The sequence below is a fragment of the Pseudorhizobium flavum genome (assembly GCF_044142885.1).
Lineage (GTDB): Bacteria > Pseudomonadota > Alphaproteobacteria > Rhizobiales > Rhizobiaceae > Neorhizobium > Neorhizobium flavum.
In genome coordinates this window covers 147,593-174,267 of the sequence record NZ_JBIOKZ010000001.1, presented here as the reverse complement: position 1 = coordinate 174,267, position 26,675 = coordinate 147,593, and the positions used below count along the sequence as shown (strand labels likewise).

Sequence of the window (26,675 nt, the reverse complement as noted above, 5' to 3'; positions counted from 1 at the left end):
CCACCCTCAACTGCGCCCAAACAGGCGTTCGATGTCGGATAGCTTGAGCTCGATATAGGTCGGGCGGCCGTGGTTGCACTGGCCGGAGCCTGGGGTGGCCTCCATTTGCCTCAGAAGGGCATTCATCTCTTCCGGTCTCAACCGGCGTCCCGACCGCACGGAACCATGGCAGGCCATCGTCGCGGCGACGTTCTCGAGCTTGCTCCGGAGACCCCCGGCGGTATTCCATTCGGCGATCTCGTCCGCAAGGTCTCGCACCAGATGAGCTGCGTCGATCTCCCCGAGCATGGCCGGTGTCTCCCGCACAGCGACAGCACCGGGGCCGAACCGTTCGATCGTCAGCCCGAACCTGTCGAGGTCGCGTGCGTGAGCCATCAGCCGATCACAATCCTCTTCGGGGAGGTCGACAATTTCCGGAATCAGCAACGCCTGGGAGGCAAGCCGGCCCGCGTCCAGGGCCTTGCGCATTTCTTCGAAAACAAGTCGCTCATGAGCGGCATGCTGGTCCACGATGACGAGCCCATCGTCCGTTTGAGAAACGATGTAGTTCTCGTGAAGCTGCGCCCGGGCCGCGCCCAGCCGGTGATTGGCGAAGGAGATTGGCGAAACCGTGTTTTCTGCGCGAGAAATTGCGTCCGGCTGGTCCGGCGCCTCGGTGCGACCGGAAGGCACGGTCAGGCTGTCGAATGCAGCCTGCTGCCCCTCCGAGAATCCACGGCCCTCCGCGAGCGGTCGCGACGGCGATTGGTCCGCGTGCCAAGGTGCCCTCGCCTGGTCGGTGCCGGTCCTGAATGCCCGCATGAGGCCGTAGCCACCCGTCGTCGATGCGCGGCTGCCTTCTCGTGCGAGCGCCTCGCGGATCGCACCGACGATGAGCCCGCGAACCAGACCCGGGTCACGGAAACGGACGTCTGCCTTGGCCGGATGAACGTTGACGTCCACGAAGGCTGGATCGAGTTGGATCGAAAGAACCGCGACCGGGTATCGGCCAGACGGTACAGTTTCTGCATAGGCGCCGCGGATTGCGGAAAGGATCAGTTTGTCCTGGACTGGTCGACCGTTCACGAACGCGTATTGATGAGCGGAATTGCCGCGGTTGAACGTCGGCACGCCGACGAAGCCCTTCAGTGATACGTCCTCGCGCTCCGCGTCGATCTCGATTGCATTGTCGCGGAATTCGGGGCCGAGGATCTGCGCGATGCGGGCCAGTTGGTCGTCGCCCGTCGCAGACAGCTCGAGGGTCGAGCGATCCGGTCCGGAGAGGACGAAACGGATCGATGGAAATGCGATCGCCATCCGCTTTACCATTTCGGTAATCGCCGCTGCCTCGGCACGTTCCGATTTCAGGAACTTGAGGCGGGCGGGTGTCGCAAAGAACAGGTCGCGAACCTCGACCACCGTGCCGGTATTGGCTGCGGCCGGTCGTACCGGTGACATCCGTCCTCCTGCGACCGTCACCTGCGCGCCTTCGGGATCGCCCTGCCGGCGGCTGGTGATCGTGAGCTTGGCAACCGAGCCGATGGACGGAAGCGCCTCTCCGCGAAAGCCGAGCGTGCGGATCTCGTCGAGCGTGTCGCTGATCTTCGAGGTACAGTGGCGCCTTACCGCCAGGTCAAGATCCGCGGTATCCATGCCGCATCCATTGTCGGTGATGCGCACGAGGCTCTTTCCACCGCCGGCAGTGGCAATCTCGATACGGGTCGCGCCGGCATCGATCGCGTTTTCGATCAGTTCCTTTGCTGCACTGGCGGGACGTTCGATGACTTCGCCTGCAGCGATCTGGTTGATCAGGGTTTCTGGAAGCTGTTTGACGGGCATTGCCCCATAATCCCGGATTCGGTGAGGCTTGAGAAGCCCCAACACCCCTATGATTAAATGGGCCTTAAGCTTATCGCCGTAAAATAAACCTGGCTGCAGAAATCTGCCGAATGCCAGGAAGCAGAATGCCCCTGCAAAGCCGGCAAGGCTCAAAAGGACTATGAGGAAGACCCAGGCTGGTGGAGACACAGGACAGAGAAGATCGGCAGGGACTGAGCCGGACCGGCGAGAGAGCTGATGACGCATAGCGGCATCCTGACAGATCCCACCATCGCAGACCTCGCTATCGATCTTCTGTGTGACGGCCTGCAGGCGGCGGTACTTATCTACGACCGTAGCGATCAGCTTGTTTACGCCGGTGGCCAGTTGCAGCTGCTTGCTCCCCTGCCTGCGAGTTCATTGACGCCGGGCACCCGCCTTCGCGATGTCGTGGCGGCCCTTTTCGATGCCGGGGGCGAGGCCGGTAGCCATACCCATGGCCAGTCACGCTCCCTGCGTGAAAGCTGGATCGCCGACACGATTGCCTCCCTGTGGCGCGAGCGCGCGGAACATGTCGAGCAACGAAGTAGTGATCGCTGGCTGCACTATTCCAAACGCCGCTTCCCCAACGGCTACGGCGTCTGCATCGTCCGCGACATTTCGGAACAGAAGAAGCGTGAGGAGCAGTCGAAGGCGGTCGGTGAGCGGATGGAACTCGCCGAACAGGTTCTCGACAAGCTTCCGTTTCCCGTGTCGATCAAATCGAGCGACATGGTCTATGTCGCCGTCAACCAGTCGTTCTGCAAGATTGTCGGGCGCTCTCCCGAGGAACTCATTGGCCGTAAAGCATGTGAGGTGTTCGACCCGGTGATCGCCGACCGCATCGAAGCGGCCGACCGGCAGATTATCAGGAACGGCATCTCGGTGACCTCGCCGGAGCTCCTCATCGGCAAGGACGGCGAGCACGTGAAGACGATCGTCAGGAAGTTCAGGATTGGGAAGCCTGGTCGCTATCAGGTGGTAGCGGCGTTGGAGGACCTTTCGGGGCTAGTGCCGGAGAGGATCGAATCCACGGTGAGGAAACCTGCTCGCACAGTTCAGCTTGGCCAGCACGGCATGTCTCTGCAGGATCTAAGGGGGCGAAACGTACTGGTCGTAACAACCGAGCAAAATGCGTCCGACCTGCTGCCGCAGTCGATCGCCAAGCTGGGCGCCGAGGCTGTGGTCGTCGGAAGCGCCGAGGAGCTCGAACTTTTCCTCTCTTTCTCCGATGATCTCGGCGTTGTTGTCGATCTCGTCCTAGTTCTGGCCGAGAAGAGCCTGCTGGCTGCATGTACGATGCTGACCGAGGCGTTTCAGGTTCCGCTCGTGGTGCTTGATCGTAGCCGTACAGATCAGGGCCTGCATGCGCTGGTTAGCGAAATTTTCACGCAGGAAGCTGACGACGAAGTGGTCGAGGATGGTCGAGCCGGAGCCGCCCCCTGCTCGCTCGATGTCCTTGTTGCCGAGGACAATGCCGTCAACCAGATCGTGTTTTCGCAGATACTTGAGGGGTTGGGCTATCGCTACAGCATCGCGGCGGATGGCGAGGAGGCGGTCCGGCTATGGAAGGAGCATAAGCCGCGCCTCGTACTAATGGACATTACGCTGCCGAAGATGAATGGCTTCGATGCCTGCCGGCAGATCCGCGGGATCGAGGAGCGCGGCAGTTCCACTCCCATCGTTGGGGTTCTGGCGCAGCCATTCGATCATGACCGCGAACAATGCTTTCTGTCTGGAATGGATGACGTGATCCTGAAGCCGATCAGTCCGGAAATGCTGGAGTCCGTCCTTCTCACCTATTTGCAGGAACGCGACGTGAACGAGGGGCGGAAATCTGCACCTGAAGGAAGGCAGGTTTGTTAAGGTTTCTGCCGCATCTTCCGCGAATGTATACAGGGTATCGGGTTTTCGCATGACGTCGGCCGGCAAACTGTTGCCGCAGGTCACCCAGAATGAACTGCAGGCGATGGCATACAGCGATCCGCTTACAGGCCTCGGCAACCGCTACCGGTTGCGCGACAAGGTCCGGATGCTTGCTGCCGAACGTGCTCAGGATCCCGCTCCCTTCACCATCTGCATCGCGAACCTCGACGGGTTCAAGCCGATCAACGACCTGTTTGGCGTTGCCGCGGGAGACGAGATTCTCTGCCAGGTGGCCCATCGCCTGAAGGCTTGTATTCCCGACGGTGCAACGGTCACCCGTCATGACGGGGACGAGTTTGCCTTCGTCCTGCCATTGGTCTTCGAGAGGGTGGGCGCTGAACGGATCGGGCAGATGATCAAGGACGTGCTCTCCGCACCCTACGATCTGGGCGACCGAAACGTACGTCTATCGGCATCCTTCGGTTTCGCCATCTATCCTTTCGCCGGCGAGGAGTTCGAGGATCTTCTGAAGAGCGCGGAAACCGCCCTCTATCGGTCCAAGCGCCGGGGCAGGGGGCAGATCACCGTCTACTCCCGCGAAATCGCCCTGGAGATGAAGCGTGCGACACAACTGGAGCAGGCGCTGCGAACGGCAGTCATTGCCGATGCCGTGGACGCCCATTTCCAGCCGATCGTGCGGCTCGGCGACGGCGCGGTGCTGGGCTTCGAGGCACTGGCGCGTTGGATCGATGCTGACCTCGGATTCGTCTCGCCGTCCGTTTTCGTGCCCCTCGCCGAAGAACGCGGCTTTATTGATGCTCTTTCCGAGACATTGTTGCGCAAGGCGGCGGAAGCCGCGCTCTCATGGCCGCGGGAGCTCTTCCTTTCGTTCAACCTGTCATCGGTCCAGTTGATGGACCCTGGAACCACGGACACCATCCTGTCGATCCTTGACCGCGTGGGCCTTGATCCGCACCGGCTTGAACTCGAGATCACGGAAACCGCCATGATGACGTCGGCGGAGACGGCGCACCGGATTATTACCGATCTGCGTGCCGAAGGCGTGAAGATCTCGCTCGACGACTTCGGGACGGGGCAGTCCAGCCTTGGCCGGCTGCGTGAGTTCACGTTCGACAAGGTGAAGATCGACCGGGCATTCGTATCGCAGATCACCACTGACCGAGCGTCCGAACACATCGTCAAAGCGATCATCGCGATGTGCGACGGGTTGGATCTGCAGGTGGTGGCGGAGGGTATCGAGGATTATGCCGACGCCCAGAAGCTGAAAGCCCTGGGATGTGGGATGGGGCAAGGCTACTACTACGGCAAGCCGGCCGACACCGTCGCAACGGGACGCTATCTGCGGGAGCAGGAGCGAAGACTTCTGGTTGCTCACCTCTGATCCAGAGGCACGCCGTACCTAGTCCGGCCGCTAAGAAAAAGGCGGCGCCGCAGCGCCGCCCCTTCAAGATGCCTTAATGCGTCACACGCTCCGGGCTTAGTTGTTACCTTCAGCCGTCGGCGGGGTAGTGGCATTCGGCATCGGTGTCGCAGCACCGGTGGACGAAGTTGTCGTGGTGTCGGTGGTCGCCGCATCAGCGGCTGCCTGCTGGTCTTCGAGCGTCATGAACTCAGGAGCCGCATTGAGCGAATCCTTCGTTTCAGTCGTCGTCAGACGGATCTCATTGTTGTTTTCCATGTCGCGGGTCATGGAGATGTTTTCCATCGGAACCGCGACATCCTTCTCACCGATACCGAGGAAGCCGCCGACGCCGATCACGGCTGCGACGATGCCGCCATCTTTCTCAAGAATCAGGTCGTTGATGTCGCCAACGCTTTCATCTTCAGCGTTATAAACCGACTTGCCGATGTAGTCGTTGGCGCTGACCTGCGTCTCCGACTGTTCGGTCAGGTAAGAGCCCGAAGCGGCAGCAGTATCTGTCGAAGCATCCGCGCTTGGGGTGGCTGCAGTGTCCGTGGTCGCATCGGTTTCCGGAGTGGCAGCAGTATCCGTGGAAGCGTCAGCGCCTGAAGTTGCCGGAGTAGCGGCAGTGTCGGTCGAAGTATCGGTTTCGGGAGCGACAGCGTTGTCGGTCGACGAGGCGCCTGCGGCGGGTGCGCCGTCGGTGCCGGTCATCGGCTTCATTGCGGGATCTGCAGGAGCAGCCGGAGACGCCGGTGCGGCCGGATCGCTGGTCTGGGCCATGGCCGGTGCGATTGCAGTGGAGGCCATCAGGACGGCTGCGGCCGCCATTGTGCTGAAAGTCTTCTTCATGTCGAACCTACCTTCCTAGTGTTCTCGATGTGAACGCGCGACGTTCAATCGCGCTGGTTCGCGCAGACAATGGATCGAACTGGGGTTTAGTTCCCGCTCAATGCCGAATTTATAGGCGGCTGGCCTGCCAACTGCCGGTTGGCGAGCGGAGAACTCAAGGAGGTGGAAGGCTCAGGCGCGGAAGCTCGGCTCCGGCGTGCCGGCCGCACCGGTGGTGAGGGCGAACACTTGGCCGGCAAGAGGGTCGCTCTCCCGCTGGTCAGGGCTCAGTCCTTCCCAAGCTGACGTAACCCCGATGTTCGTCAGGCCGGGTCCAAAGAAGACCGGACAAGTCGTCTGCCGCGCCGGCAGCGTGCGCCTCGTCACCAGCGCACCGTCCGGAGAATAACAGTCCACCGCTCCGGCGCCCCACCGCGCATTCCAGATGTTGCCGTCCCGGTCACAGACCGAGCCGTCCATGCCGCCCGGCTGATCGCTCGTATCAATGAGGATGGCGGGCTCGCCGATTGGCAGTCCCGTAGAGGCGTCGAGGCTGACCCGCATCAGGAGGTTCTTCGTGGTGTCGACAAAATAGCCGGTGGAACCGTCCGGCGAAAAGCAGATTCCGTTTGGAATGCTGATATTGCCGAAGAGCCGGGTCACGGTCTTCCGTGCCACATGGTAGATGGCTCCGGCCCCTTCCTCGGCTCCTTTCCCCATCGTCCCGATCCAGAGACAGCCACTCGGATGGAGTCGTCCGTCATTGGAGCGGGTGCCGGCATTCCCAGCCTCTAGCTCGCAATAGAGGCTGAGCGCACCGTCCCGGCGGTTGCGGATGTAGAGCCCCTCTTGCGTTGCCAGAAGCTGTCGTTCCGCATCGATGCGGGCGATGACGCTCGCCATGAATGGCAGCGGGTGATGTCGTTCCTCACCGGTGGAGAGGTTCCTTTCGTGAAGCAGCTTCCCCAGGATGTCGAACCACCAAAGTGTGTTCGTTTCCGGCTCGAAGCTTGGCCCCTCTCCGAGCTCGGAAATGGTGTTGGACAAGGTCGCAGGCTCGGATTTTACGTCGTGCATGATGAGCTCCGGGAAGTGAATCTTGCACCATCGCTTGGACGCTGCAAATGTCTCCGCCAACATGACTTCCTGTCAGATTGGCGATTGCTATTGCGGAATTTTCGACATACCTGTCTATAATCTTTCTCTGTAAAGACAAGATTGCATCGACCGGGGCGTAGGTGTCTGACAACTCCGTTCCTGGGCGCTGAACTGCTCTCCATCCGACCATTCTGGTCAGCCGCGTCACACCAGGAAATCGAGAAATCCGCCCAATGCCGCCTTTGGAAAAGAGCATCGCAAACGAATCGACCGAGGATCAGGTCCTGGAGATCAAGGGACTGAAGACGCAGTTCGACGTATTCCGGTTCATGAAGCGGATTACCGAATCCTACGGCGCTCGCGCTTTCATGGTCGTGAACATGCCGGGACCGACCTCCCTCACTCTTTCCGCCCATAGCGTCATCACCAACTGGCCTGCGGAGCTCATTACTCATTTCGACCGAGAGGGACTTCTCTCCTCCAGCCCAATCCTGAAGCAGTTGCGTGAATCGTTCATTCCCACCCAATATGACTTGGAGGCGGTGAACCTTGTGCGCGGCAATACGGTTTCGACTGACCTGTTCGGCCCTTACCGTCTGGTGCGAGGCGCCTATTTCCCGGTTCACGACAGTACTGGGATGCGCGGCGCCGTATCGCTCGCCGGTGATGGTGCTCCCTTCACGCATCAGCAGATGATGGAACTCAGCTATCTGGCCATCCATGTCTATGAGCGGCTCGGGCAGATACGCAGCATGACCACCCGCACCGTCGAGACGCTGTCCGAACGCGAGCTGGACTGCATCACCTGGACGGCAGCTGGAAAGACAAGCGCAGAAATCGCCGAAATCCTGGGGCTGTCCGAGCATACGGTCAATCACTACCTCAACCGAGCTGCCAAGAAGCTGGACAGCGTCAATCGCACCCAGGCGGTCGCAACCGCGTTCCGCCTAGGACTTATTTGCTGACCGTCGCGTGAATCGCGCTGCTCACAAAATGAGCACACCGCCTCCGCGGAACTCTGTTGCATCCGGTCAGGCGGCGCCACTGCCGCATCCCCGGCGACGTTCGCCATCTGGCACGGTCCGTGCATTGCACGGGGAAGGCCCAGAGGGGACCCACAGCGTCCGATAGTGACGTGATGAGAAACGATGCTGCCTGGCGATTCAATGAGCTTGCGTCGGGCAGCATCGCCATTGCGTGTTGCAGCATCGGGCGACCAACTCCTATAAGGACTCCGGACCAGTCGCCCTGCGACTGTCGCGCGACAGGAGTTTGATCGATGACGGACGTGACCAAGGAACAGGTTCTGGCGGCGCTTGCAAAGGTCCGGGGCCCTGACCTCACCGATGACATCGTCTCGCTGAAGATGGTCTCCGATGTCTTCATCTCCGACAACAAGGTGTACTTCTCGATCACCGTGCCCGCCGACCGGGCCGAGCAGTTGGAGCCGTTGCGGGCAGCCGCCGAGCGATCGGTCAAGGCCGTTCCCGGCGTCAAAGGTGCCCTGGTAACGCTGACGGCGGATCGAAAGGCCGGTGCCGCGCCCTCTGCCCCGCCACGTCGCCCGCAGCCTGTAGCGCCGCCGCACGCGCATGGGTCTCCGGCGCGCCCGGAAAAGGCGGGCGTACCGGGAGTGGGCGCGATCATAGCGGTTGCGTCCGGGAAGGGGGGAGTGGGGAAGTCCACGACCGCTGTCAATCTTGCCCTCGGCCTGCAGGCCATCGGAATGAAGGTCGGGATACTCGACGCCGATATCTACGGCCCCTCGATTCCGCGGCTCATGAAGATTTCGGGGCGGCCACAGCAGATCGAGAACCGCATCATCCGTCCGATGGAGAACTATGGCCTCAAGGCCATGTCCATGGGTTTCCTTGTCGACGAAGAGACCGCCATGATCTGGCGTGGCCCGATGGTTCAGTCGGCGCTTCTGCAGATGCTGCGGGAGGTGGCCTGGGGCGAGCTCGACGTCCTGGTCGTCGACATGCCCCCCGGCACCGGCGACGTGCAACTCACCATGGCCCAGCAGGTGCCTCTTGCTGGCGCAGTTATCGTCTCTACCCCGCAGGACCTGGCGCTGATCGACGCTCGCAAGGCCATCACCATGTTCCGCAAGGTGGAAGTGCCGCTGCTCGGCATCATTGAGAACATGAGTTACTTCGTGGCGCCCGATACCGGTGCGCGCTACGACATCTTCGGCCATGGCGGCGCACAGGCAGAAGCCGCGCGGATCGGCGTCCCCTTCCTGGGTGAAGTGCCGCTGACCATCGACATCCGCGAGAAGTCCGATAGTGGAACGCCTGTCGTGGCAGCGGATCCTGAGGGGCTCGCCGGGCAGATCTATCGGGATATCGCGTTACGGGTGCGCGAGGCGTTGGAGGGGCGGGTGGAAAGACCGGCTCCTACGATCGTCTTCGAATAGGCTTCAGAACCGTCGCACATCTATGCCGGTTCGCTAAATTGTCAGCCTGTTCAAGCTTTTCCCGATGAGCCGTTAACGCCTCGTCAAGGTTAATGATTGATCCTTCGCGGGTTGCCGTAGCCCGTGGAGTCCCTCGTTTTGCGTTCGAATGTTCTTTTGAGTCGCAACTGCCGTGCCCGCCTGAATGCCTGGAGCACTCCTGCGCTATTCGGCCTTGTCGCGTGGCTGGCCTTTCCCTCTACGGCGTCCCATGGGGATCTTTCCGCTCTTCTGAATGGGCTCGATGCAGGTCAGAGATGGCGGACCGTTTTGACCCATTCTCCGGCCGGATCCATTCATTCTTCCGAGCTCGCCTTCCCCGGCGCGGAGCGCATGCTTCCTTCCGATGCAGGTCTGGCTCTGCCGGATGGCAGCAAGATCGCCTTTGTTGGGGGTGGCAGCAAGGACGACGCTACGCCGGACGAGGATCGCGTCAACCGGAAGGCGAAGAAGGGGCGTATCGTGGCGGTGGAGCCGATGCAGCCTCCCAAGGCCTTCAGTGCCGGTTCGATCCTGCAACGGACCAGTGCGCTGACGCTGCCGCCGCAAGGCCGACAGGAACTGGCCGGGTTCGCCAAGCCCGGGAAGAAGGTCAAGGAGTTCGAACTGGCGTCCTTCTACTTCCGCAAGGAGGAGAAGCCGGCTGCCGGTGTGTCGCCGATGATCGCCAGCCTCGTAACCAATGACAAGGCCGATGTCCTGGCAACCGCTTACGCGCCTCCAGAGCCGGATTTCGCCCGGGAATCCCCGTTCGACGCTATCCTCAAGAAGCCCGAAGCCGGGCGCTTCATCCCGCCGATCGGGCGTGATGATCATGCATGGGCCGCGACGCCGCTTCCGGCGGAAACATTTTCGGCCCGTGAGCAGCAATGCCTCGCGTCCGGCATCTACTTCGAAGCACGTGGCGAATCGGCGCGCGGGCAGGCGGCCGTGGCGCAGGTCATCCTCAACCGCGTACGCAATCCTGCCTATCCGGATACGATCTGCGGCGTCGTTTACCAGAACGAGGATTGGCGCAACCGCTGCCAGTTCTCCTTTGCCTGCGACAACATCCGGGACCGCATCCGCTCGCAATATCACTGGAAGATGGCTCGCGAGGTCGCCATGGCGGTCACCGCCGGGAAGATCTGGCTAAACGAGGTGGGCTCATCGACCCACTACCACGCGGTATACGTCCGCCCGAAGTGGGCGCGGTCTATGAAGAAGGTCGGGCGCATCGGCCTGCATATCTTCTATCGCACCTATGGCGGCGGCTGGAGCTGAATGCGGCCTGACGCCGCTGCCTCGTGATTCCGCTCAAGAAGTTTAGGCCGATAGTAGTGCTTCTGCCGTAAATGCTTGAAAAATAGAATCAATTGGCTTGGATCCCATCTCGTCCCCATGCCTTGACTATGCAGGCGCTCAAAACTATGTTGCGCCCGACTTGAAAACGGGCCGGAAGGCGCGAAATCCCTAGCAGTCAGCATGTTTCGCACACGGATCGGACGGTCGATGCACCGTAGGATGCGGGAAGACGGCAAGGGAGGATGCGGATGACGGATAATCGGGACGAGAGTCTGGAGCAGCGCCGCAGGCGTCTTTCTGCCGCCTTGGCGGAGCGGGACGCGGAAGAAGCGGCTGAAGCGAAGAGGGATGCGCAGAGCGAGGAAAGCCGTCGTGGGATGGCTCTCGGTCTGAAGATCTCCTCGGAATTCATCGCCGCAATCGCGGTGGGCGCCATGCTCGGCTATCTTCTCGACCGTTTTGCCGGTACAGGGCCCTGGGGCATGATCATCCTGCTCCTCCTTGGCTTCTGCGCCGGTATACTGAATGTCCTGCGGGCCGTGGGGATGGTTGCAATGCCGCCATCCTTGGCTGGTGGCCGGGATAAGAAGCGAAAGCCTTGACGGGCGCATGAGTGGCGACCGTCGGCGAGGCGAGTGAAGGAAGAAAGAAGGTAGACGGTGGCCAACGATCCGACCCATCAGTTCCAGATCAGCAAGATCGTTCCGATCGAAATCGGCGGCATGGATTTCTCCTTCACCAATGCATCCCTGTTCATGGTCGCCACGGTCGCCTGCGCCGCCGGCTTCCTTTATTTCGCCACTTCGCAACGCGGACTGATCCCCGGCCGGGCGCAGTCGGTCGCCGAGATGTCCTACGAGTTCATTGCCGGCATGCTGCGTGAGGGCGCCGGAAATTCTGGGATGAAGTTCTTCCCACTTGTCTTCACGCTGTTCATGTTCGTTCTGACGGCGAACATGCTGGGCATGTTCCCCTACTTCTTCACCGTGACCAGCCAGATCATCGTGACTTTCGCGCTTGCGCTCTTGGTCATCGGCACGGTTCTCGTCTACGGCTTTTACAAGCACGGATTTCACTTCCTGAGCGTGTTTGTGCCGAGCGGCGTTCCCGGCGTGCTTCTGCCGCTCGTCGTCGCGATCGAGATCATTTCCTTCCTGTCCCGTCCGATCTCGCTGTCGGTGCGTCTCTTCGCCAACATGCTGGCGGGGCACATCACGCTGAAGGTCTTTTCGGGCTTCGTTGCCTCGATGGGTGCGCTTGGCGCACTCGGAATCGGCGGCGCCATCCTGCCTCTCATCATGACCGTCGCCCTGACGGGTCTCGAGTTCCTCGTCGCCTTTCTACAGGCCTATGTCTTCGCGGTACTGACTTGCATGTACCTGAATGACGCGGTCCATCCGGGCGGGCACTAAGGAATAACCACATTGGCGCCCCGCAGGCGCCAGTCATCCGCCGCAACAACCATTTCGAAGGAGTTCATTCATGGAAGCGGAAGCAGCAAAGTTCATCGGCGCAGGTCTCGCTTGCTTTGGTATGGCCGGTACGGCTCTCGGTCTCGGCAACATCTTCGGCAACTACCTGTCGGGCGCCCTGCGCAACCCGTCCGCCGCTGACAGCCAGTTCGGCCGTCTGGTATTCGGCTTCGCCGTTACGGAAGCTCTGGGCATCTTCTCGCTGCTCGTTGCTCTCCTTCTCCTGTTCGCCGTCTAATAGCGGCATCGGGTTACGGGATCACGGCCGTCCTGACGATGGCCGTGATCCTTCGCATTCGAATTCCACCTGGAGGTGATGATGTTCGTGACTTCGGCATTTGCGCAGACCGCGCCGGAAGCCACAGAGACGCAAGAAGCGCCGGGCGCAGCGCCTGCAGGCGAACTGCACACGGAAACCGGTGTCGTTCACGACGACGCGCATGCCACGGGCGTATTCCCGCCCTTCGATGCTTCGACTTATCCGTCGCAGCTTCTCTGGCTCGTCATCACCTTCGGTCTCTTCTACCTTCTGATGAAGAAGGTTATCGTGCCGCGCTTGGGTGGAATTCTCGAGCAGCGCCACGACCGCATCGCCCAGGATCTCGACGAGGCGTCCCGCCTGAAGTCGGAAGCCGATGCGGCTGTCGAAACCTATGAAAGCGAACTCGCTGCGGCGCGCTCCAAGGCGCACACGATCGGCGAGACGGCTCGTGAGGCCGCCAAGACAAAGGCTGCCGCCGACCGCGCCGCCATCGAGGCAGAGCTTGCAGAGAAGCTCTCGGCCGCCGAAGCCCGCATCAGCGACATCAAGGCTCAGGCCTTCGCCCAGGTTGGAGCTATCGCCGAAGAAACGGCATCAGCCATCGTCGATCAGTTGATCGGCGCCAAGGCCAACGCCGATGAAATCAAGGCTGCCGTTGCCGCAGCATCTCCGAAGGGGGCCTGATCCATGGCTTTCGACGCTACTTTCTTTGCCCTCGTCGGCCTTATCCTCTTCTTCGTGCTTCTGGCCTACCTGAAGGTTCCGGGAATGCTCGCAAAGTCGCTCGACGAGCGCGCAGAGAACATCCGCAACGAGCTTGCCGAAGCCAAGCGCCTTCGCGAGGAAGCGCAGCAGCTTCTGGCCGAATACCAGCGCAAGCGCAAGGAAGCCGAGGCCGACGCCGCTCAGATCGTCGCTGCCGCTGAACGGGAAGCAGCCATGCTGACCGAAGAGGCCAAGCAGAAGACGGAGGAATTTGTTGCCCGCCGCAATGCCCTGTCGGAGCAGAAGATCAGGCAGGCCGAGGCTGACGCCATTGCCGCAGTTCGTTCCGCTGCCGTCGACCTCGCAATTGCCGCCGCTGAAAAGGTGATTGCGAGCAAGGCCGATGCCGGTACGCAGGAAACGCTGTTCAAAGACTCGCTCGGAAAAGTCCAGTCGCGACTGAACTGACTATCGGTAGCTGAATCGAAAAAGGGCCGTGCATTGCGCGGCCCTTTTTCGTTGCCGTCTGATCGCGTTACTCCGCAGCCTCATCCTTGCGGAGGGGGCGGAAGCTCATCCTGTGCAGCAGGCACGGGCCGTGAGCTTCGATCCCCGCGCGATGCTGGGGCGTCGCATAGCCGGCATGGCTGTTGAACCCGTAGAGCGGGAAAACCTGGTGTGCCCGCGTCATCATCCGGTCTCGCGTGACCTTGGCGATGATCGACGCGGCTGCGATCGATACCGATCGGGCATCCCCCTGGATGACTGCACGTCCGGGGCAGCAGAGACCCTGTGGTACGTCCCGACCGTCTGCAAGAACATAGGCCGGTAGGATCGAAAGGCCGGCCACGGCCCGGCGCATGGCATCGAGGCTCGCGCGCAGGATGTTTCGCTCGTCGATGTGCCGGGGTCCCGAAGCGGCGATCGAGACATCGGCGGTTGCCATGATCGCTTCGAAGAGTTCCTCGCGCCGCGCAGCGGTCAGCTGCTTGGAATCATTGAGACCGTCGGGAATGTTGTTGGGATCGAGGATGACGGCTGCTGCGACAACAGGGCCTGCCAATGGGCCGCGGCCGGCTTCGTCCGTTCCTGCCACTGGCCAGTGGCCGGCATTGCGGGCGACAAGTTCCAGGCTGAAGTCCGGGACGAGCGGGACGTCATCGAACAGCATCGGAGAATCGGGGGACGTGCGAGCCAACATGGCGGCAGACTCGCACGCCCACCCGACCTCCTGCAAGCCCCGGCCGGTGTGATGCGGCACACTGTCCCGCCACGGGGAGGCGGGGCCGGGGTGTTTCGGATACGGAGGAGGCGGCATCCGCACCGAAATCTGGAGCAATCAAGAACCTTCGTTCGTCAGAGCAGCGACAGCTGGATCCCACCTCCATCCGGGCGGACAAAGAGATCATCGCGCAGCGGCAGGCCACGACGCCCCATGCCGAGCCGCTTGACGGTCATGTCGAACCGGCGGCCGATCTGCCACGCGTAGGGGCCGGAGCCTTTCATCCGCTTGCCAAAGTCGGCGTCGTAATCCTTGCCGCCGCGCATGGAGCGCACCAGCGACATGACGTGCCGGTAGCGGTCGGGATAGTTGCGAAGCAACCAGTCGCGAAACAGCGGGCTCACCTCCAGCGGCAGGCGCAGAAGGACGTAGCTCGCTTCCCGGGCACCCGCCGCGTGCCCTGCGTCCAGGATGCGCTCGATCTCGTGGTCGTTAAGCGCCGGAATGATGGGGGCGACCATGACAGCCGTCGGTACACCGGCATCGTTCAGGGCCTTGATTGCTTCCAGACGCTTGGTGGGGGTGGAGGCGCGTGGCTCCATCGTGCGGGCCAGCTTCCGGTCGAGGGTGGTGACGGAAATACCGACCTTTGCCAATCCCTTCGCGGCCATGTCCGAGAGGATGTCGAGGTCGCGCGTGATCAGGGCCGACTTCGTCACGATCGCAACCGGATGATTGGCCTTGTGAAGAACCTCCAGGATCTGACGCATGATCCGCCATTCGCGCTCGATTGGCTGGTAGGGATCGGTATTCGTGCCGATGGCGATGGCGCGGACCTTGTAGTCCGAGCGGCTGAGCTCGCGCTCCAGCAGCTTCGGCACGTCCGGCTTGGCGAAGAGCTTGGCCTCGAAGTCCAGCCCGGCAGACAATCCCATGAAGCTGTGGGTCGGGCGTGCAAAGCAATAGATGCAGCCGTGCTCACAACCGCGATAGGGATTGATGGAGCGGTCGAAGGAGATATCGGGTGAATCGTTCCGCGTAATTGCCGTGCGGGGCTTTTCCACCTGCACGTCCGTCGTGAACGGTTCCAGTTCCTCAAGCGACTGCCACCCGTCGTCGAACGCCTCGCGCCGTTCCTGCTCGAACCGGCCGCTCGGATTCAGCCCGGCGCCGCGGCCGCGCCGCCGGTCGATCTCGATGCGAAGGCTTGAGGATTTCACCAGGCAATCGGCAATATCTGCCGTATGGGCAGGTGCGAAGGCATCCTGCCGCAGATGGGTCAGCTCATTCATGTGACGCTCCGAAGGGCCTTTCTGCTTGCCCGCCTGATTAAATTCCTAAGACAGAAAGGAGAACAATGCAAGAACAAACTTGAAGGGGTGGATGTGGAAAAGCCGATGATGATACGATAGAAGCAGTTCATGCTGACTGTCTTGATGGAATGCAGTGACCACGAAACCGAACTCGCCCAGACACTTTCAGGTCTGGTTTCGGGTGCGGTGGAGGGGCTTGTCAGCGATGTAGCGGTGCTCGATCGAGGGTCCTCCGACGGCTCGGCAAGGGTCGCCGATGCGGCGGGATGCAGGTTTTACCGCGAGTGGGTTCTTTCCGATGTCCTGCTGGCTGCCCGAGGTGAATGGTTGCTCTTCATCGAGCCGGGTGCGCGTCTGCAGAAGGGATGGATCGACGAGGTGATGGAGTACATCGCGTCGGGCAGCAGGCCAGCCCGCTTCTCCCTTGCCCGCCATTGCCGCCGTCCGTTCCTGAAGCGACTCGTGGGGAGGGCGCAGCCGCTCGAGCACGGCCTCCTGCTGACGAAGCGGCAGGCGCTGAGCAAGGTCGCGCCAGGAATGGACGTCAAAGCTCTGGTGAGCGGGCTCAAGGCGGTCAGGCTGTCCAGCGAACTGATTCCCGCCCGCTCGCTGCGTGCGGCGGGTTGAGCCTCAGCCGGCCCCTCGCTTCAGGTGCTCGTCGAGGCGCGGCATGATCTCGATGAAGTTGCATGGCATGTGCCTGTAGTCGAGCTGGGCCTCCAGGATGCCGTCCCAGGCGTCCTTGCAGGCACCGGGCGAACCCGGCAGGACGAAGATGAAGGTGGCGTTCGCCACACCGCCGGTGGCCCTGGACTGGATGGTCGAGGTCCCGATCTTGTCATAGGAAATGCGGTGAAACACTTCCGAAAAGCCATCCATCCGCTTCTCGAACAGCGGCTCCAGCGCCTCCAGCGTGACATCCCGCCCCGTAAATCCGGTGCCGCCGGTGGTGATGATGACATCGATCTGCGGGTCGAGCGTCCATGTGCGCACCTGGGCGGCGATCTTCTCCTTGTCGTCGGTGACGATGGTGCGGGCTTTCAGCACGTGCCCAGCCTTCTCGATCCGGGCGACGAGTGTATCCCCAGAACGGTCGTCATTCGGCGTGCGGGTATCGGAGACGGTCAGGACGGCAATGCCGACGGGGATGAAGGGACGGCTCTCGTCGATACGGTTCATGTCACGATCCGGCAATGGTTTCTGTCGAGGCAAAGTACCAGTCCGGCCTTTCGGCCTGCAACATACTTGCGGCGTGATCGGCACTTCGCCTGGAATCGAATATGCCGAAGCAGGTGGCGCCGGATCCTGACATGCGCGTCAGCACCGCACCTCGGCTTCGCAGGAGTTCGCATAATTCCTCTATCTCCGGCACCAGGTCGCTGGCGGCCCGCTCCAGGTCGTTCCTCGAAGCATTCAGGATCGACATCCAGTTGCGTGGATCATTCAAGACCAGCCCCGTGTTTTGCCTGGACGCGAGGCGCGAGAACACCTCTGGCGTGGAGACGCCTCGCAGAGGATTGCCGAGCACCAGGGCAAAGCGCGGCATGTCCGTCAAAGGCGACAGCTTCTCGCCGATGCCGCTTGCGATCAAAGGTCTGCCTGCCATGCACATGGGGACGTCCGCGCCGATCGACAGCGCCAGAGCCTCGATCTCATTGATGCTGATGCTGCCTGCGCTCCAGAGCCGCAAGAGCCCTCTCAACGTCGCCGCCGCGTCGGCCGAACCGCCACCGATCCCGGATGCGACCGGCAGGTTCTTTTCGAGATGGATGGCGACGGCCGGGGCCTCCACGCCTCTGGCTTGCAGTAGACGACGCAGTCCGTCGCGCGCGCGGGCCACTAGATTGTCGGAGCCACCGGTGATGGCAGGGGCGAAGGGCCCCGACAGGCTCAGGCGATCCTCGTCAGCGGGCGCGAAGGTCAGATGGTCTCCGATATCGGCAAAGGTAACGATGCTCTCTATCAGGTGATAGCCGTCCGGCCGCTGCCCGGTCACGTGAAGCGCCAGGTTGATCTTTGCCGGGGCAAGTTCGGTGACCGGGAGGCTTACATCCAGCTCCGCACCAGAACCATGCAAGGAGGGCCGCATGGCTGTCAGGATTTGTTGTCTGCCGGCGCGGGGGCAGGGGTCGCAGGCTCCTCCGGACGCTTGTCGGCGGTTGTCGCGGTCGGATCGAGCGGCGGCAGGCCCTTGTCGATCTTCTCCTTGATCTGGTCGCGGTTGACGTCGTCGCCCTCGGAGATCAGCGCCCGGTTCCACTGGTAGACTGCTTCGAGCTTCCGGCCGACCCGCCAGTAGGCGTCGCCAAGATGGTCGTTGATCGTGGCGTCTCCGGCCCGCAACTGCACGGCCCGTTCCAGTTCCGCCACCGCATCCTCGAAACGACCCATGCGATAATAGGCCCAGCCGAGCGAATCGACGATATAGCCGTCGTCCGGACGAAGCTCGACCGCGCGGCGGATCATGTCGAGGCCTTCCTCGAGATTGCGGTTCATGTCGACCCAGGAGTAGCCGAGATAATTGAGGACCTGCGGCTGTTCCGGGTTCAGCTCCAGCGCCTTCTTGAAGTTCGGCTCTGCCTGATCCCATTTCTTCAGGCGCTCATAGGCAATGCCGCGCTGGAAGAAGATGGTCCAGTCGCCCTGCTTGGGAACGGGTCCAATGACCTCCACAGCCTTGTCGTAGTTCGCCGCCATCTCCTTGTAGTCCTTGGCGTCTGACAGCACGCTGCCATAGGCTAGGTAGCTGCGGAGGTCGGAGGGGTCGGCCGCGATCAGCGCCTTGAGGTGCTGACGCGCCTCCTCGACCTTTTCGGAGCCGGCAAGTGCCAGGCCGAGTTGGAGCTCGGAGATCCGCCGCATGGGAGAATTGGCAGGCACCTTCTCGTAATAGCTGATCGCCTGCTCCGGCTTCTCAAGCTTCTCGGCGATCCCGCCGAGGAGGATCAGTGTGTCGGCGCTTTCCGGATCAAGCGCGTGCGAAACCTGCAGGTAGAGCGACACCATGTCCTCGGCGCCCTGGCGGTTGAGCGCAGCGCCGATGGAAAACAGTACGGAGGCAGCGCCCTGCGAGGCGTCCGTTATCTGCTGGGCGGGCTTCTCGCCACTCTCGATGCTTTCGCGCAGGGCCTTTAGCGGCGCGTAGTTGCTGATCATCCCGTCACCGACGGAGATCGCATCGAGTGCCTTCTGCTTGTTGCCGGCGGCAGCCTCCAGCCGCGCAAGCGCCATGACGGCGCGCATGAACGTATCGGGTGCGGTTGCAACCGCTTCTTCGTTGGTGATGGCGGCCGTCAGGTGCGTCCTCGCGGCGTTCGTGTCGCCCGAGACGAGCGCCATCGTTCCCAGCTGGTAGTCGGTAAACACCTTGAACCAGTCCGGCCCCGTCATGTCACGAACGGTCTTGAGCGCCTTGCCTTCTTCCCCGGCGCCGACGTCAGCCCACGCACTGATCAAGGTGTGCGTCAGCTTGTCGAGGTCGTTGGGACCCTTGTAGGCAAGCATTTCCTTTGCTTCGTTGAAGCGGCCGTCGCGGATGGCGTCGAGGCCGCGCACGATCGTCGTGATCCGTTCGACCGCCTCATCGTCCTTCAAGGCTTCTGCCTCGGCGCGCCCTTCCTCGAACTGCCCGTCCAGGAAGAGGGCGATCATCAGCCGCTCGCGGATCTCCAGATTGGCGGGGTCGAACTCAAGCGCCTTGCGGTAGAGGGTGATGGCAGTCGGGTAGTCATGATCGACATCGGCCGTGCGCGCGGCGAGGAACGCGCCGGCGAACGACTGCACCTTGGCAGGCTCGAAACTGGCCGCCTCTTCGGCGGGCTTCCCTTCGGGTGTCGCCGCATTCGGCGCGGCCGCAAGGAACAGAGCTGTCACCAGCGCTGTACCGCAAAGCAAGGAAAGCTTGGAAATCTGCCGCATCGAGGTGCCTTTCATCAGTATCCTGCACCGAGTGATTCACCGACAGCATGGCTTTTTTGGTACAGGGCCGCAAGAAAGCCTCTTTTGTGCATGCCGTTCAGTTTACGCGCTGGATGGAGAAATCGATCACTTCCAGAAGGGCCGCCTTGTAAGGCGAGGCGGGCAGGGGAGCGAGTGCATCGCGGGCAATCGTGCCATAGTGGATGGCGCGCCCGATCGTGTCGTTCAGCGCATCGTATTTCCGGATGAGGTCCAGCGCGTGCTGGAGGTTTTCCTCCGAACTCTCGCCCGCCTCGATCGCGCTACGCCAGAAAAGCCGTTCCTCTGCGGTGCCGCGGCGATAGGAGAGAATGACCGGCAGCGTGATCTTGCCCTCGCGGAAGTCGTCGCCGACATTCTTGCCGAGATCGGCGGCAGTTCCGCCATAATCCAGCGCGTCGTCGACCAGCTGGAAGGCGAGACCAAGGTTCATCCCGTAGGACTTCAGTGCATTGCGGCCAGCCTTGTCGGCCTGCGCGATGATGGGGCCGACTTCGGCTGCGGCCGCGAACAGGGCAGCGGTCTTGGCCCGGATGACCGAGAGATAGTCATCCTCCGTCGTTTCCATGTTCTTGGCGACCGAAAGCTGCAAGACCTCGCCTTCCGCGATCACGGAGGCGGCCGTAGACAGCACGTCGAGCGCGTCGAGCGAGCCGACATCGACCATCATCCGGAAGGCCTGCCCGAGCAGGAAATCGCCCACCAAGACGCTTGCCTGGTTGCCCCAGATCGTCCGCGCCGTGGACTTTCCGCGGCGGAGATCGCTTTCGTCCACCACGTCGTCATGCAGTAGCGTCGCCGTGTGCATGAATTCGACGCTGGTTGCGAGTTTGACATGGCTGTCGCCCTTGTAGCCAAACATGGATGCCGCGGCGAGTGTAAGCATAGGACGCAGGCGCTTGCCACCGGAAGAGATCAGGTGGTTGGCCACTTCGGGGATCATCTGTACATCGGAACCGGCCTTGGACAGGATCAACTGGTTGACCCGCTCCATGTCGGCTTTCGTCAGGTCGACGAGGGGTTTGACGGAAGCCGACTTCTTCTTTCCTTCTTCAAGCGGTACGACGACGCCCAAGGTTCCGGTCTCCTGTTCAAATTCACCCACGATCTGTAGAAGTGGCCTATACCGTCCCCGGCACGAATTGCCAAACATTGAAATGTGAACAGGGATCCATGCAGGAACTCATACGCACCAACGATGCCGTGCTTCTCTCCTACGCCGAAAGCCTGATCCGCGACGCAGGTATCCACTGCATGATCGCGGATCAGACCATGAGCATCCTTGAAGGCTCGCTCGGTCTTCTGCCGCGCCGCTTTCTCGTGGAGGATGACCGGGCGGACGAGGCGCGGCAGATTCTCAACGATGCGGGCCTCGGAGGGGAGCTGAGGGAGGCGCAGGCATGATCGAAACGGTCGATGCGTTTCATCGCGGCCGTTTCCATGTGGTGCAGCCCAAGGGCGTGGGTCACCGGTCGGGGATCGATGCCATGCTTCTGGCCTCGCTGGTGAATGCGAACGGCCCGATCAGCGTGGCGGATTTCGGCGCCGGTGCGGGTGCGGCGGGTCTGGCCGTGGCATCGAGGCTTTCTCAAGCGAGCGTGCTGCTGGTCGAGCGTTCGTCGGTGATGGCGGACTGTGCAAGGAAGACACTATCGTTGCCGGAGAATATCGCACTCGCCCCACGGGTGACCGTGCTGGAGGCGGACGTGACGAGCCGGGGGAAGGCCAGACTTGCCGCCGGGCTTGCGGACGATGTTCACGATCATGTCATCATGAACCCGCCGTTCAACGACCCTGCGGACCGCACCACCCCCGACGTCCTGAAGGCCGAGGCGCATGCAATGGCTGATGGTCTGTTCGAGGGATGGATCAGAACGGCCGGCGCCGTTCTGAAGCCGGGCGGCCAACTGTCCCTCATCGCGCGGCCGCAATCCATCGCAGAGATCATCGCTGCCTGCGGTCGGCGCTTTGGAGGGCTGGAGATCACCGTTGTGCATCCGCGGCCGGCGGCGGATGCGACGAGGCTTCTCGTGACGGCGGTGAAAGGTTCTCGTGCCCGCCTGCTCTTCCGTGCTCCACTTTTCCTTCACGGAGGAGAAGGCCACGCCTTCACGCCCGAAGCAGACGCCCTGAACAACGGCCGCAGTGCCATCAGCCGCCGAGGTCCGCCCAGACGCTGAAATGGCGACGGTGCCATTGTGTTTCGCTCAGCCGGTCATACATCTGCGGCAATATTGTCGTGAACGAAGGGTTTGAGATGGCTGGTCTGTTGTCGCGTGTGTTGCCGAAGCGATTCCGCAAGGAGGGGACGGCGATCCCCGTGGTCCGGCTGCATGGTGTCATCATGACAGGCGGCAGTCAGTTCCGCCCGACCCTCAATATCGCGACCGTCGCTCCTGCGCTCGAGAAGGCCTTTGCGAAGAAGGATGCCCCAGCCGTGGCGATATCGATCAATTCGCCGGGCGGCTCGCCTGTCCAGTCACGGCTGATCTACCAGCGCATCCGGGCGCTCGCCGAAGAGAAGAACAAGAAGGTCCTGATGTTCGTCGAGGACGTCGCGGCATCGGGCGGTTACATGATCGCGCTTGCGGGCGACGAGATCTTCGTCGATCCGACCTCCATCGTCGGCTCGATCGGTGTCGTCTCCGGCGGCTTCGGCTTTCCCGAACTCCTGCGCAAGATCGGCGTGGAGCGGCGAGTTTACACGGCGGGCGAGAACAAGGTGATCCTCGATCCCTTCCAGCCCGAGAAGGAAGGCGACGTCGAATACCTGAAGACGCTGCAACTGGAGATCCACAAGGTCTTCATCGACATGGTGAAGGCGCGCCGCGGCAGCCGCCTGGCGGATGACGAGACGATCTTCTCCGGCCTGTTCTGGACCGGAGTCCGGGGCCTGGAACTGGGGCTCGTGGATGGTATGGGTGAAATGCGCGATACGCTGAAATGTCGCTTTGGCCCCAAGACACGGCTGGAGTTGGTCGGCGGTGCCCGCAACATCTTCGGCCGGCGTCTGCCCGGTGTGGTGCGCGGCAGTGCCGCAGGAGATATCGGTGCCGGCGCCGTAGCGGGCCTTGCCGAGACGCTGGAGGAGAAGGCATTGTGGGGTCGCTACGGAATGTAGGGTAAGGGGCGAGGCGACCCATGGTACAACTGATCTTCTTCATACTGATCGTCGGCGGAGGTTGGCTGCTTTACAAGCGGTTCGTCGCCGATGCGGAGAAGCTCACATCGCGTTCCCGGGAACGTCGAAAGGAACAGGAGACGGGCGCGTTGGGTACGCTCGTGAAAGATCCGGAGACGGGCGAGTATCGGGTCAAGCGCGACGACGAGTGATGCCGGCTGCCCGCGCGGCATAAATCCTTGACCCTTGCGGCTCTGCGTGGCACTCGTCCGCATCATTTGTAGAGATGCCGGCTGTATTCATGACCGATCTTCCCGACCACATGTCCCCGACCCGCTCCTTCCAGGGGCTGATCCTCGCGCTGCACAACTACTGGGCCGACAAAGGCTGCGCCGTGCTGCAGCCCTACGACATGGAGGTTGGTGCCGGAACCTTCCATCCCGCGACCACACTTAGAGCGCTCGGGCCGAAACCCTGGAAGGCGGCCTACGTCCAGCCATCGCGGCGTCCCTCGGATGGCCGCTACGGCGAGAATCCTAACCGGCTGCAGCACTATTACCAGTATCAGGTCATCCTGAAGCCGAACCCGTCCAACCTGCAGGAGCTCTACCTGGGCTCGCTGAAGGCGATCGGTCTCGATCCGCTGCTGCACGACGTGCGCTTCGTGGAGGACGACTGGGAAAGCCCGACGCTGGGCGCCTGGGGCCTCGGCTGGGAATGCTGGTGCGACGGCATGGAAGTGTCGCAGTTCACTTACTTCCAGCAGGTCTGCGGGATCGAGTGCTCGCCGGTTGCGGGAGAACTGACCTACGGTCTCGAACGCCTCGCCATGTACGTCCAGGGCGTCGACAATGTCTACGACCTGAACTTCAACGGCCGCGAGGGCGAGGACAAGATCTCCTACGGCGACGTTTTCCTCCAGGCGGAGCAGGAGTACTCGCGGCACAATTTCGAATATGCCGATACAGCCATGCTGCACCGTCACTTCATCGACGCCGAGAAGGAATGCCAGGCGCTGCTCAATGCCGGAGCACCCGGTGCGAATGCCAACCAGATGCTGCACAAGTGCGTCTTCCCCGCCTATGACCAGTGCATCAAGGCAAGCCACGTCTTCAACCTGCTGGATGCCCGCGGCGTGATCTCCGTTACCGAACGCCAGAGCTATATCCTGCGCGTCCGCACCCTCGCCAAGGCCTGCGGCGAAGCCTTCCTGCTGACCGAAGCTGGCGGCGCACAAACGGGCCGAGAGGCAGCCTGACACCAGCGTTTGACGCTGTTGGAAAAGCTTTCTAGTGTCCGCCCGATCTTACTGTCTCGGGGGACACTTGGATGTATATCCTGCTTGCCATCGTCGTACTCGTCGTTCTGTACGGCATTTTTCTCTACAATAGTCTCGTCAAGTCGCGGCAGATGGCGGAAGAGGCCTGGTCGGGCATCGACGTCCAGCTCAAGCGTCGCGCCGACCTGATCCCCAACCTGATAGAGACGGTGAAGGGCTATGCGGCCCATGAGAAATCCACCTTCGAGGAGGTCGTGGAACTGCGCAACCGCGCCCAGGCGGTTCCTGCGGGTGATGTAGCGGCGCGCGCCCAGGCGGAAGGCCTGCTATCGCAGGCGCTCGGCAAGCTCTTCGCACTCGCCGAGGCCTATCCGGACCTCAAGGCGAACCAGAACTTCCTGGAATTGCAGAACTCGCTGGAAACGATTGAACACGAGATCCAGATGGCGCGCCGCTACTACAATGGCGCCGCGCGTGACCTGAACGTGAAGGTAGAGAGCGTCCCCTCCAACATCATTGCAAACCAGTTCGGCTTCTCCAAGCGGGAGTATTTCGAAATAGAAGACCCCGCCGATCGTGCCGTGCCAGCCGTCAAGTTCTGAGGCTTGCCGATCATGTTGCGCCTGCTCCTGCCGGTCATCATCTGGTTTGCGACGATCCTGTCGGCAGGCGCGGCGGAGCTCATCCGCTCCTACCATTCCGACATTCAGATTGCCGCGGATGGTGGGCTGACGGTTTCCGAGACCATTACCGTGAATGCCGAGGGCGATGACATTCGCCGCGGGATCTTCCGCGACTTTCCGCTGACCATGGAGGATGATGAGGGACGGACGATCCGCGTTGGCTTCGATGTCATCTCCGTCACCCGCGACGGAGAGCCGGAAGAGTGGCATACGGAATCCATCTCCGGCGGCATCCGTATCTATACCGGCTCGCAGGACGTCTTCCTTGACCACGGCGAACATACCTATGTCATCGCCTACCGCACCGACCGCCAGATTCGCTATTTCGGCGATCACGACGAGCTCTACTGGAACGTCACCGGCAATGGCTGGATGTTCCGCATCGATCAGGCTTCGGCGCGTGTAACGCTTCCGGACGGCGCAGCGGTGACGGAAACCGTTGCCTATACCGGGCCCCTGGGTGCCGCCGACACGGACGCCAACATGCGGGTGAACGGCAACACCGCCGTCTTCTCGACCACCAAACCGCTCGCGCCGAATGAGGGCCTCACGATCGTTGTTGGAATTCCGAAGAGCGTGATTGCACCGCCTTCAGCCGCCGACCAGCGAAGCTGGTGGCTGCGCGACAACATCAACGCAATCCTCGGCTTCGGCGGCCTAGCACTCGTTGCGCTCTACTATGCCCGCAACTGGAGCCGGGTGGGACGAGATCCCGCCAGCGGCGTCATGGTGCCGCGCTGGGACCCGCCTGAGGGCCTTTCACCGGCGCTGGTGAACTACGTCGACAACAAGGGCTTCTCCGGCGGCGGCTGGACGGCACTCTCCGCCAGCGCCATCGATCTTGCCGTCAAGGGCTATGTGACGCTGGAGGACCTCAAGGACTCCATCACGATCCGCAGGACTGACAAGAGGACGCAGGGGCCTCTGCCTGCGGGGCAGGCAGCGCTGTTGAAGAATATTGGCGCCCCTGGCGAGCAGCTGATCATCGACAAGGCGAACGGTACCAAAGTTCAGACGGTCGGGACGAATTTTCGCCGCGCCATCGAGAAGGAGCATCGCGGCAAGTATTACCGCGCCAACACCGGCTACGTCATCGGCGGCATCGCGCTCAGCGTGGCAGCCCTGGTTCTCCTGTTCCTGTTCGGCGACATCGAGCCCGACCTGATCTTCGTCTTCATGGTCCCAGTGTTCTTTGCCGCCTTCTTCGGTGGCTTCGCGGTCAGCCTCGGCAAGAACCTCCGGCGCGGCAGTTCCCTATTCTCCAAGATCATCGCTGTCGTGATTCTCGGCTTCATCGGTCTCGTTGCGATTTCTGCCATTTCGACCGTCCTTGTCGTGACACTCGCTGATCTGTCAGGCAGCGGCCACTGGCCGCTTCTGGTGTCCGTCGGCGGCATCGTGCTGATCAACGTTATCTTCTTCTTTCTGCTGGGCGCGCCGACGCCGCTCGGCCGCCGGTTGATGGACGGGATCGAGGGACTGCGCACCTATCTGACCCTCGCGGAGAAGGATCGGATGAACATGGCCGGCGCCCCTGAGATGTCGCCGCAGCATTTCGAGACGCTTCTGCCCTATGCCGTAGCGCTCGGCGTGGAAAAGCCGTGGAGCCGTGCCTTCGAGACGTGGCTGGCAACGGCTGCCGCGGGGGCGGCAGCCGCGTCCTATTCGCCGGCCTGGTATGAAGGCCAGGGCATCGGCCATTTCGGAGATCGCATCGGCGGCTTCTCGTCGTCCATGGCCTCGACGATCGCCTCCACGATCCCCGCACCGAAATCGAGTTCCTCGTCATCGGGCTTCTCCTCCGGCGGTGGCTTTTCCGGCGGCGGTGGCGGCGGTGGTGGCGGCGGCGGATGGTAGTTGGACGC

General features: G+C 61.9%; 27 protein-coding genes. 18 read left to right on the top strand and 9 right to left on the bottom strand.

Annotated elements, in window-relative coordinates:
* Window positions 1-6 precede the first annotated feature (6 nt).
* Window positions 7-1,818 carry a DNA mismatch repair endonuclease MutL gene (gene mutL, locus ACEPP2_RS00845; protein WP_142590033.1) on the bottom strand — a complete coding sequence of 604 codons (1,812 nt, stop codon included), beginning with the start codon at window positions 1,816-1,818 and terminating at the stop codon, window positions 7-9.
* 237 nt (window positions 1,819-2,055) lie between these two features.
* Between mutL and ACEPP2_RS00840 the strand changes: the two genes are divergently transcribed.
* Window positions 2,056-3,702, top strand: coding sequence for a response regulator (locus tag ACEPP2_RS00840; protein ID WP_395515491.1), 1,647 nt, complete (start codon window positions 2,056-2,058; stop codon window positions 3,700-3,702).
* Between the two features lie 49 nt (window positions 3,703-3,751).
* Window positions 3,752-5,104 (top strand): putative bifunctional diguanylate cyclase/phosphodiesterase, encoded by a 1,353-nt coding sequence (locus tag ACEPP2_RS00835; RefSeq protein ID WP_395515490.1) that lies wholly within the window; start codon window positions 3,752-3,754, stop codon window positions 5,102-5,104.
* 96 nt (window positions 5,105-5,200) lie between these two features.
* Here ACEPP2_RS00835 and ACEPP2_RS00830 read toward each other — a convergent pair whose 3' ends face one another.
* Together ACEPP2_RS00830 and ACEPP2_RS00825 are read right to left on the bottom strand one after the other, a co-directional pair.
* Window positions 5,201-5,977: a PRC-barrel domain-containing protein gene (locus ACEPP2_RS00830; RefSeq protein WP_395515489.1), complete on the bottom strand. Its 777-nt coding sequence runs from the start codon at window positions 5,975-5,977 to the stop codon at window positions 5,201-5,203.
* A 171-nt stretch (window positions 5,978-6,148) separates the two neighbouring features.
* Window positions 6,149-7,033, bottom strand: coding sequence for an SMP-30/gluconolactonase/LRE family protein (locus ACEPP2_RS00825; protein WP_395515488.1), 885 nt, complete (start codon window positions 7,031-7,033; stop codon window positions 6,149-6,151).
* A 254-nt stretch (window positions 7,034-7,287) separates the two neighbouring features.
* Here ACEPP2_RS00825 and ACEPP2_RS00820 point away from each other — a divergent pair, with 254 nt between their 5' ends.
* From ACEPP2_RS00820 to ACEPP2_RS00785, 8 genes are all read left to right on the top strand, one after another.
* Window positions 7,288-8,019, top strand: coding sequence for a helix-turn-helix transcriptional regulator (locus ACEPP2_RS00820; RefSeq protein WP_395515487.1), 732 nt, complete (start codon window positions 7,288-7,290; stop codon window positions 8,017-8,019).
* A gap of 314 nt (window positions 8,020-8,333) precedes the next feature.
* Window positions 8,334-9,473: an Mrp/NBP35 family ATP-binding protein gene (locus ACEPP2_RS00815; protein ID WP_395515486.1), complete on the top strand. Its 1,140-nt coding sequence runs from the start codon at window positions 8,334-8,336 to the stop codon at window positions 9,471-9,473.
* A 156-nt stretch (window positions 9,474-9,629) separates the two neighbouring features.
* Window positions 9,630-10,775, top strand: coding sequence for a cell wall hydrolase (locus ACEPP2_RS00810; RefSeq protein ID WP_077548227.1), 1,146 nt, complete (start codon window positions 9,630-9,632; stop codon window positions 10,773-10,775).
* A gap of 269 nt (window positions 10,776-11,044) precedes the next feature.
* Window positions 11,045-11,398, top strand: a complete 354-nt coding sequence (locus tag ACEPP2_RS00805) for an AtpZ/AtpI family protein (RefSeq protein WP_077548160.1) — start codon at window positions 11,045-11,047, stop codon at window positions 11,396-11,398.
* 57 nt (window positions 11,399-11,455) lie between these two features.
* The gene (locus ACEPP2_RS00800; protein WP_077548159.1) at window positions 11,456-12,208 is read left to right on the top strand and encodes a F0F1 ATP synthase subunit A; all 753 of its coding nucleotides are present in this window, start codon (window positions 11,456-11,458) and stop codon (window positions 12,206-12,208) included.
* Between the two features lie 70 nt (window positions 12,209-12,278).
* Window positions 12,279-12,506 (top strand): F0F1 ATP synthase subunit C, encoded by a 228-nt coding sequence (locus ACEPP2_RS00795; protein WP_010026583.1) that lies wholly within the window; start codon window positions 12,279-12,281, stop codon window positions 12,504-12,506.
* Between the two features lie 81 nt (window positions 12,507-12,587).
* Window positions 12,588-13,214, top strand: coding sequence for a F0F1 ATP synthase subunit B (locus ACEPP2_RS00790; protein ID WP_142590039.1), 627 nt, complete (start codon window positions 12,588-12,590; stop codon window positions 13,212-13,214).
* Window positions 13,215-13,217: 3 nt separating this feature from the next.
* A complete protein-coding gene (locus tag ACEPP2_RS00785) occupies window positions 13,218-13,703 on the top strand; it encodes a F0F1 ATP synthase subunit B (RefSeq protein ID WP_142590040.1) in 486 nt (161 codons plus the stop codon).
* Window positions 13,704-13,770: 67 nt separating this feature from the next.
* Here ACEPP2_RS00785 and ACEPP2_RS00780 read toward each other — a convergent pair whose 3' ends face one another.
* Together ACEPP2_RS00780 and ACEPP2_RS00775 are read right to left on the bottom strand one after the other, a co-directional pair.
* A complete protein-coding gene (locus ACEPP2_RS00780) occupies window positions 13,771-14,436 on the bottom strand; it encodes a ribonuclease HII (protein ID WP_395515485.1) in 666 nt (221 codons plus the stop codon).
* Window positions 14,437-14,591: 155 nt separating this feature from the next.
* Window positions 14,592-15,749 (bottom strand): PA0069 family radical SAM protein, encoded by a 1,158-nt coding sequence (locus ACEPP2_RS00775; protein ID WP_395515484.1) that lies wholly within the window; start codon window positions 15,747-15,749, stop codon window positions 14,592-14,594.
* Window positions 15,750-15,878: 129 nt separating this feature from the next.
* Here ACEPP2_RS00775 and ACEPP2_RS00770 point away from each other — a divergent pair, with 129 nt between their 5' ends.
* Complete coding sequence (locus ACEPP2_RS00770; RefSeq protein WP_395515483.1) at window positions 15,879-16,397, top strand: glycosyl transferase; 519 nt, start codon at window positions 15,879-15,881, stop codon at window positions 16,395-16,397.
* Window positions 16,398-16,400: 3 nt separating this feature from the next.
* Here ACEPP2_RS00770 and moaB read toward each other — a convergent pair whose 3' ends face one another.
* The 4 genes from moaB to ACEPP2_RS00750 form a co-directional block, all read right to left on the bottom strand.
* Window positions 16,401-16,949: a molybdenum cofactor biosynthesis protein B gene (gene moaB / locus ACEPP2_RS00765; protein WP_395515482.1), complete on the bottom strand. Its 549-nt coding sequence runs from the start codon at window positions 16,947-16,949 to the stop codon at window positions 16,401-16,403.
* 1 nt (window position 16,950) lies between these two features.
* Complete coding sequence (locus tag ACEPP2_RS00760; RefSeq protein ID WP_395515481.1) at window positions 16,951-17,859, bottom strand: 4-(cytidine 5'-diphospho)-2-C-methyl-D-erythritol kinase; 909 nt, start codon at window positions 17,857-17,859, stop codon at window positions 16,951-16,953.
* Between the two features lie 5 nt (window positions 17,860-17,864).
* Window positions 17,865-19,688 carry a tetratricopeptide repeat protein gene (locus tag ACEPP2_RS00755; RefSeq protein ID WP_395515790.1) on the bottom strand — a complete coding sequence of 608 codons (1,824 nt, stop codon included), beginning with the start codon at window positions 19,686-19,688 and terminating at the stop codon, window positions 17,865-17,867.
* A gap of 97 nt (window positions 19,689-19,785) precedes the next feature.
* Window positions 19,786-20,802 (bottom strand): polyprenyl synthetase family protein, encoded by a 1,017-nt coding sequence (locus ACEPP2_RS00750; RefSeq protein ID WP_395515480.1) that lies wholly within the window; start codon window positions 20,800-20,802, stop codon window positions 19,786-19,788.
* A gap of 98 nt (window positions 20,803-20,900) precedes the next feature.
* Here ACEPP2_RS00750 and ACEPP2_RS00745 point away from each other — a divergent pair, with 98 nt between their 5' ends.
* The 7 genes from ACEPP2_RS00745 to ACEPP2_RS00715 all read left to right on the top strand — a co-directional run bounded on the left by ACEPP2_RS00745 (window position 20,901) and on the right by ACEPP2_RS00715 (window position 26,667).
* On the top strand, window positions 20,901-21,131 hold the full coding sequence (locus ACEPP2_RS00745) for a putative signal transducing protein (RefSeq protein WP_052637155.1): 231 nt from the start codon (window positions 20,901-20,903) through the stop codon (window positions 21,129-21,131).
* Window positions 21,128-21,907 (top strand): tRNA1(Val) (adenine(37)-N6)-methyltransferase, encoded by a 780-nt coding sequence (locus ACEPP2_RS00740; protein WP_395515479.1) that lies wholly within the window; start codon window positions 21,128-21,130, stop codon window positions 21,905-21,907. The genes ACEPP2_RS00745 and ACEPP2_RS00740 overlap by 4 nt, the downstream gene beginning before the upstream one ends.
* A 77-nt stretch (window positions 21,908-21,984) precedes the next feature.
* Complete coding sequence (locus ACEPP2_RS00735) at window positions 21,985-22,848, top strand: S49 family peptidase (RefSeq protein ID WP_395515478.1); 864 nt, start codon at window positions 21,985-21,987, stop codon at window positions 22,846-22,848.
* Window positions 22,849-22,868: 20 nt separating this feature from the next.
* A complete protein-coding gene (locus ACEPP2_RS00730) occupies window positions 22,869-23,060 on the top strand; it encodes a hypothetical protein (RefSeq protein ID WP_052637158.1) in 192 nt (63 codons plus the stop codon).
* An 89-nt stretch (window positions 23,061-23,149) separates the two neighbouring features.
* Window positions 23,150-24,106: a glycine--tRNA ligase subunit alpha gene (locus tag ACEPP2_RS00725; protein WP_281978470.1), complete on the top strand. Its 957-nt coding sequence runs from the start codon at window positions 23,150-23,152 to the stop codon at window positions 24,104-24,106.
* Between the two features lie 71 nt (window positions 24,107-24,177).
* Window positions 24,178-24,729 (top strand): LemA family protein, encoded by a 552-nt coding sequence (locus ACEPP2_RS00720; protein WP_281978469.1) that lies wholly within the window; start codon window positions 24,178-24,180, stop codon window positions 24,727-24,729.
* A 12-nt stretch (window positions 24,730-24,741) separates the two neighbouring features.
* Window positions 24,742-26,667, top strand: coding sequence for a DUF2207 domain-containing protein (locus ACEPP2_RS00715; protein ID WP_395515477.1), 1,926 nt, complete (start codon window positions 24,742-24,744; stop codon window positions 26,665-26,667).
* Window positions 26,668-26,675: the final 8 nt, after the last annotated feature.

Excerpts from the sequence above, each read along its gene's own strand:
- mutL (WP_142590033.1), bottom strand. The coding sequence starts at position 1,818 with ATGCCCGTCAAACAGCTTCCAGAAACCCTGATCAACCAGATCGCTGCA.
- ACEPP2_RS00840 (WP_395515491.1), top strand. The coding sequence starts at position 2,056 with ATGACGCATAGCGGCATCCTGACAGATCCCACCATCGCAGACCTCGCT.
- ACEPP2_RS00835 (WP_395515490.1), top strand. The coding sequence starts at position 3,752 with ATGACGTCGGCCGGCAAACTGTTGCCGCAGGTCACCCAGAATGAACTG.
- ACEPP2_RS00830 (WP_395515489.1), bottom strand. The coding sequence starts at position 5,977 with ATGAAGAAGACTTTCAGCACAATGGCGGCCGCAGCCGTCCTGATGGCC.
- ACEPP2_RS00825 (WP_395515488.1), bottom strand. The coding sequence starts at position 7,033 with ATGCACGACGTAAAATCCGAGCCTGCGACCTTGTCCAACACCATTTCC.
- ACEPP2_RS00820 (WP_395515487.1), top strand. The coding sequence starts at position 7,288 with ATGCCGCCTTTGGAAAAGAGCATCGCAAACGAATCGACCGAGGATCAG.
- ACEPP2_RS00815 (WP_395515486.1), top strand. The coding sequence starts at position 8,334 with ATGACGGACGTGACCAAGGAACAGGTTCTGGCGGCGCTTGCAAAGGTC.
- ACEPP2_RS00805 (WP_077548160.1), top strand. The coding sequence starts at position 11,045 with ATGACGGATAATCGGGACGAGAGTCTGGAGCAGCGCCGCAGGCGTCTT.
- ACEPP2_RS00795 (WP_010026583.1), top strand. The coding sequence starts at position 12,279 with ATGGAAGCGGAAGCAGCAAAGTTCATCGGCGCAGGTCTCGCTTGCTTT.
- ACEPP2_RS00790 (WP_142590039.1), top strand. The coding sequence starts at position 12,588 with ATGTTCGTGACTTCGGCATTTGCGCAGACCGCGCCGGAAGCCACAGAG.
- ACEPP2_RS00785 (WP_142590040.1), top strand. The coding sequence starts at position 13,218 with ATGGCTTTCGACGCTACTTTCTTTGCCCTCGTCGGCCTTATCCTCTTC.
- ACEPP2_RS00780 (WP_395515485.1), bottom strand. The coding sequence starts at position 14,436 with ATGTTGGCTCGCACGTCCCCCGATTCTCCGATGCTGTTCGATGACGTC.
- ACEPP2_RS00775 (WP_395515484.1), bottom strand. The coding sequence starts at position 15,749 with ATGAATGAGCTGACCCATCTGCGGCAGGATGCCTTCGCACCTGCCCAT.
- ACEPP2_RS00770 (WP_395515483.1), top strand. The coding sequence starts at position 15,879 with ATGCTGACTGTCTTGATGGAATGCAGTGACCACGAAACCGAACTCGCC.
- moaB (WP_395515482.1), bottom strand. The coding sequence starts at position 16,949 with ATGAACCGTATCGACGAGAGCCGTCCCTTCATCCCCGTCGGCATTGCC.
- ACEPP2_RS00760 (WP_395515481.1), bottom strand. The coding sequence starts at position 17,859 with ATGCGGCCCTCCTTGCATGGTTCTGGTGCGGAGCTGGATGTAAGCCTC.
- ACEPP2_RS00755 (WP_395515790.1), bottom strand. The coding sequence starts at position 19,688 with ATGCGGCAGATTTCCAAGCTTTCCTTGCTTTGCGGTACAGCGCTGGTG.
- ACEPP2_RS00745 (WP_052637155.1), top strand. The coding sequence starts at position 20,901 with ATGCAGGAACTCATACGCACCAACGATGCCGTGCTTCTCTCCTACGCC.
- ACEPP2_RS00740 (WP_395515479.1), top strand. The coding sequence starts at position 21,128 with ATGATCGAAACGGTCGATGCGTTTCATCGCGGCCGTTTCCATGTGGTG.
- ACEPP2_RS00735 (WP_395515478.1), top strand. The coding sequence starts at position 21,985 with ATGGCTGGTCTGTTGTCGCGTGTGTTGCCGAAGCGATTCCGCAAGGAG.
- ACEPP2_RS00730 (WP_052637158.1), top strand. The coding sequence starts at position 22,869 with ATGGTACAACTGATCTTCTTCATACTGATCGTCGGCGGAGGTTGGCTG.
- ACEPP2_RS00725 (WP_281978470.1), top strand. The coding sequence starts at position 23,150 with ATGACCGATCTTCCCGACCACATGTCCCCGACCCGCTCCTTCCAGGGG.
- ACEPP2_RS00720 (WP_281978469.1), top strand. The coding sequence starts at position 24,178 with ATGTATATCCTGCTTGCCATCGTCGTACTCGTCGTTCTGTACGGCATT.
- ACEPP2_RS00715 (WP_395515477.1), top strand. The coding sequence starts at position 24,742 with ATGTTGCGCCTGCTCCTGCCGGTCATCATCTGGTTTGCGACGATCCTG.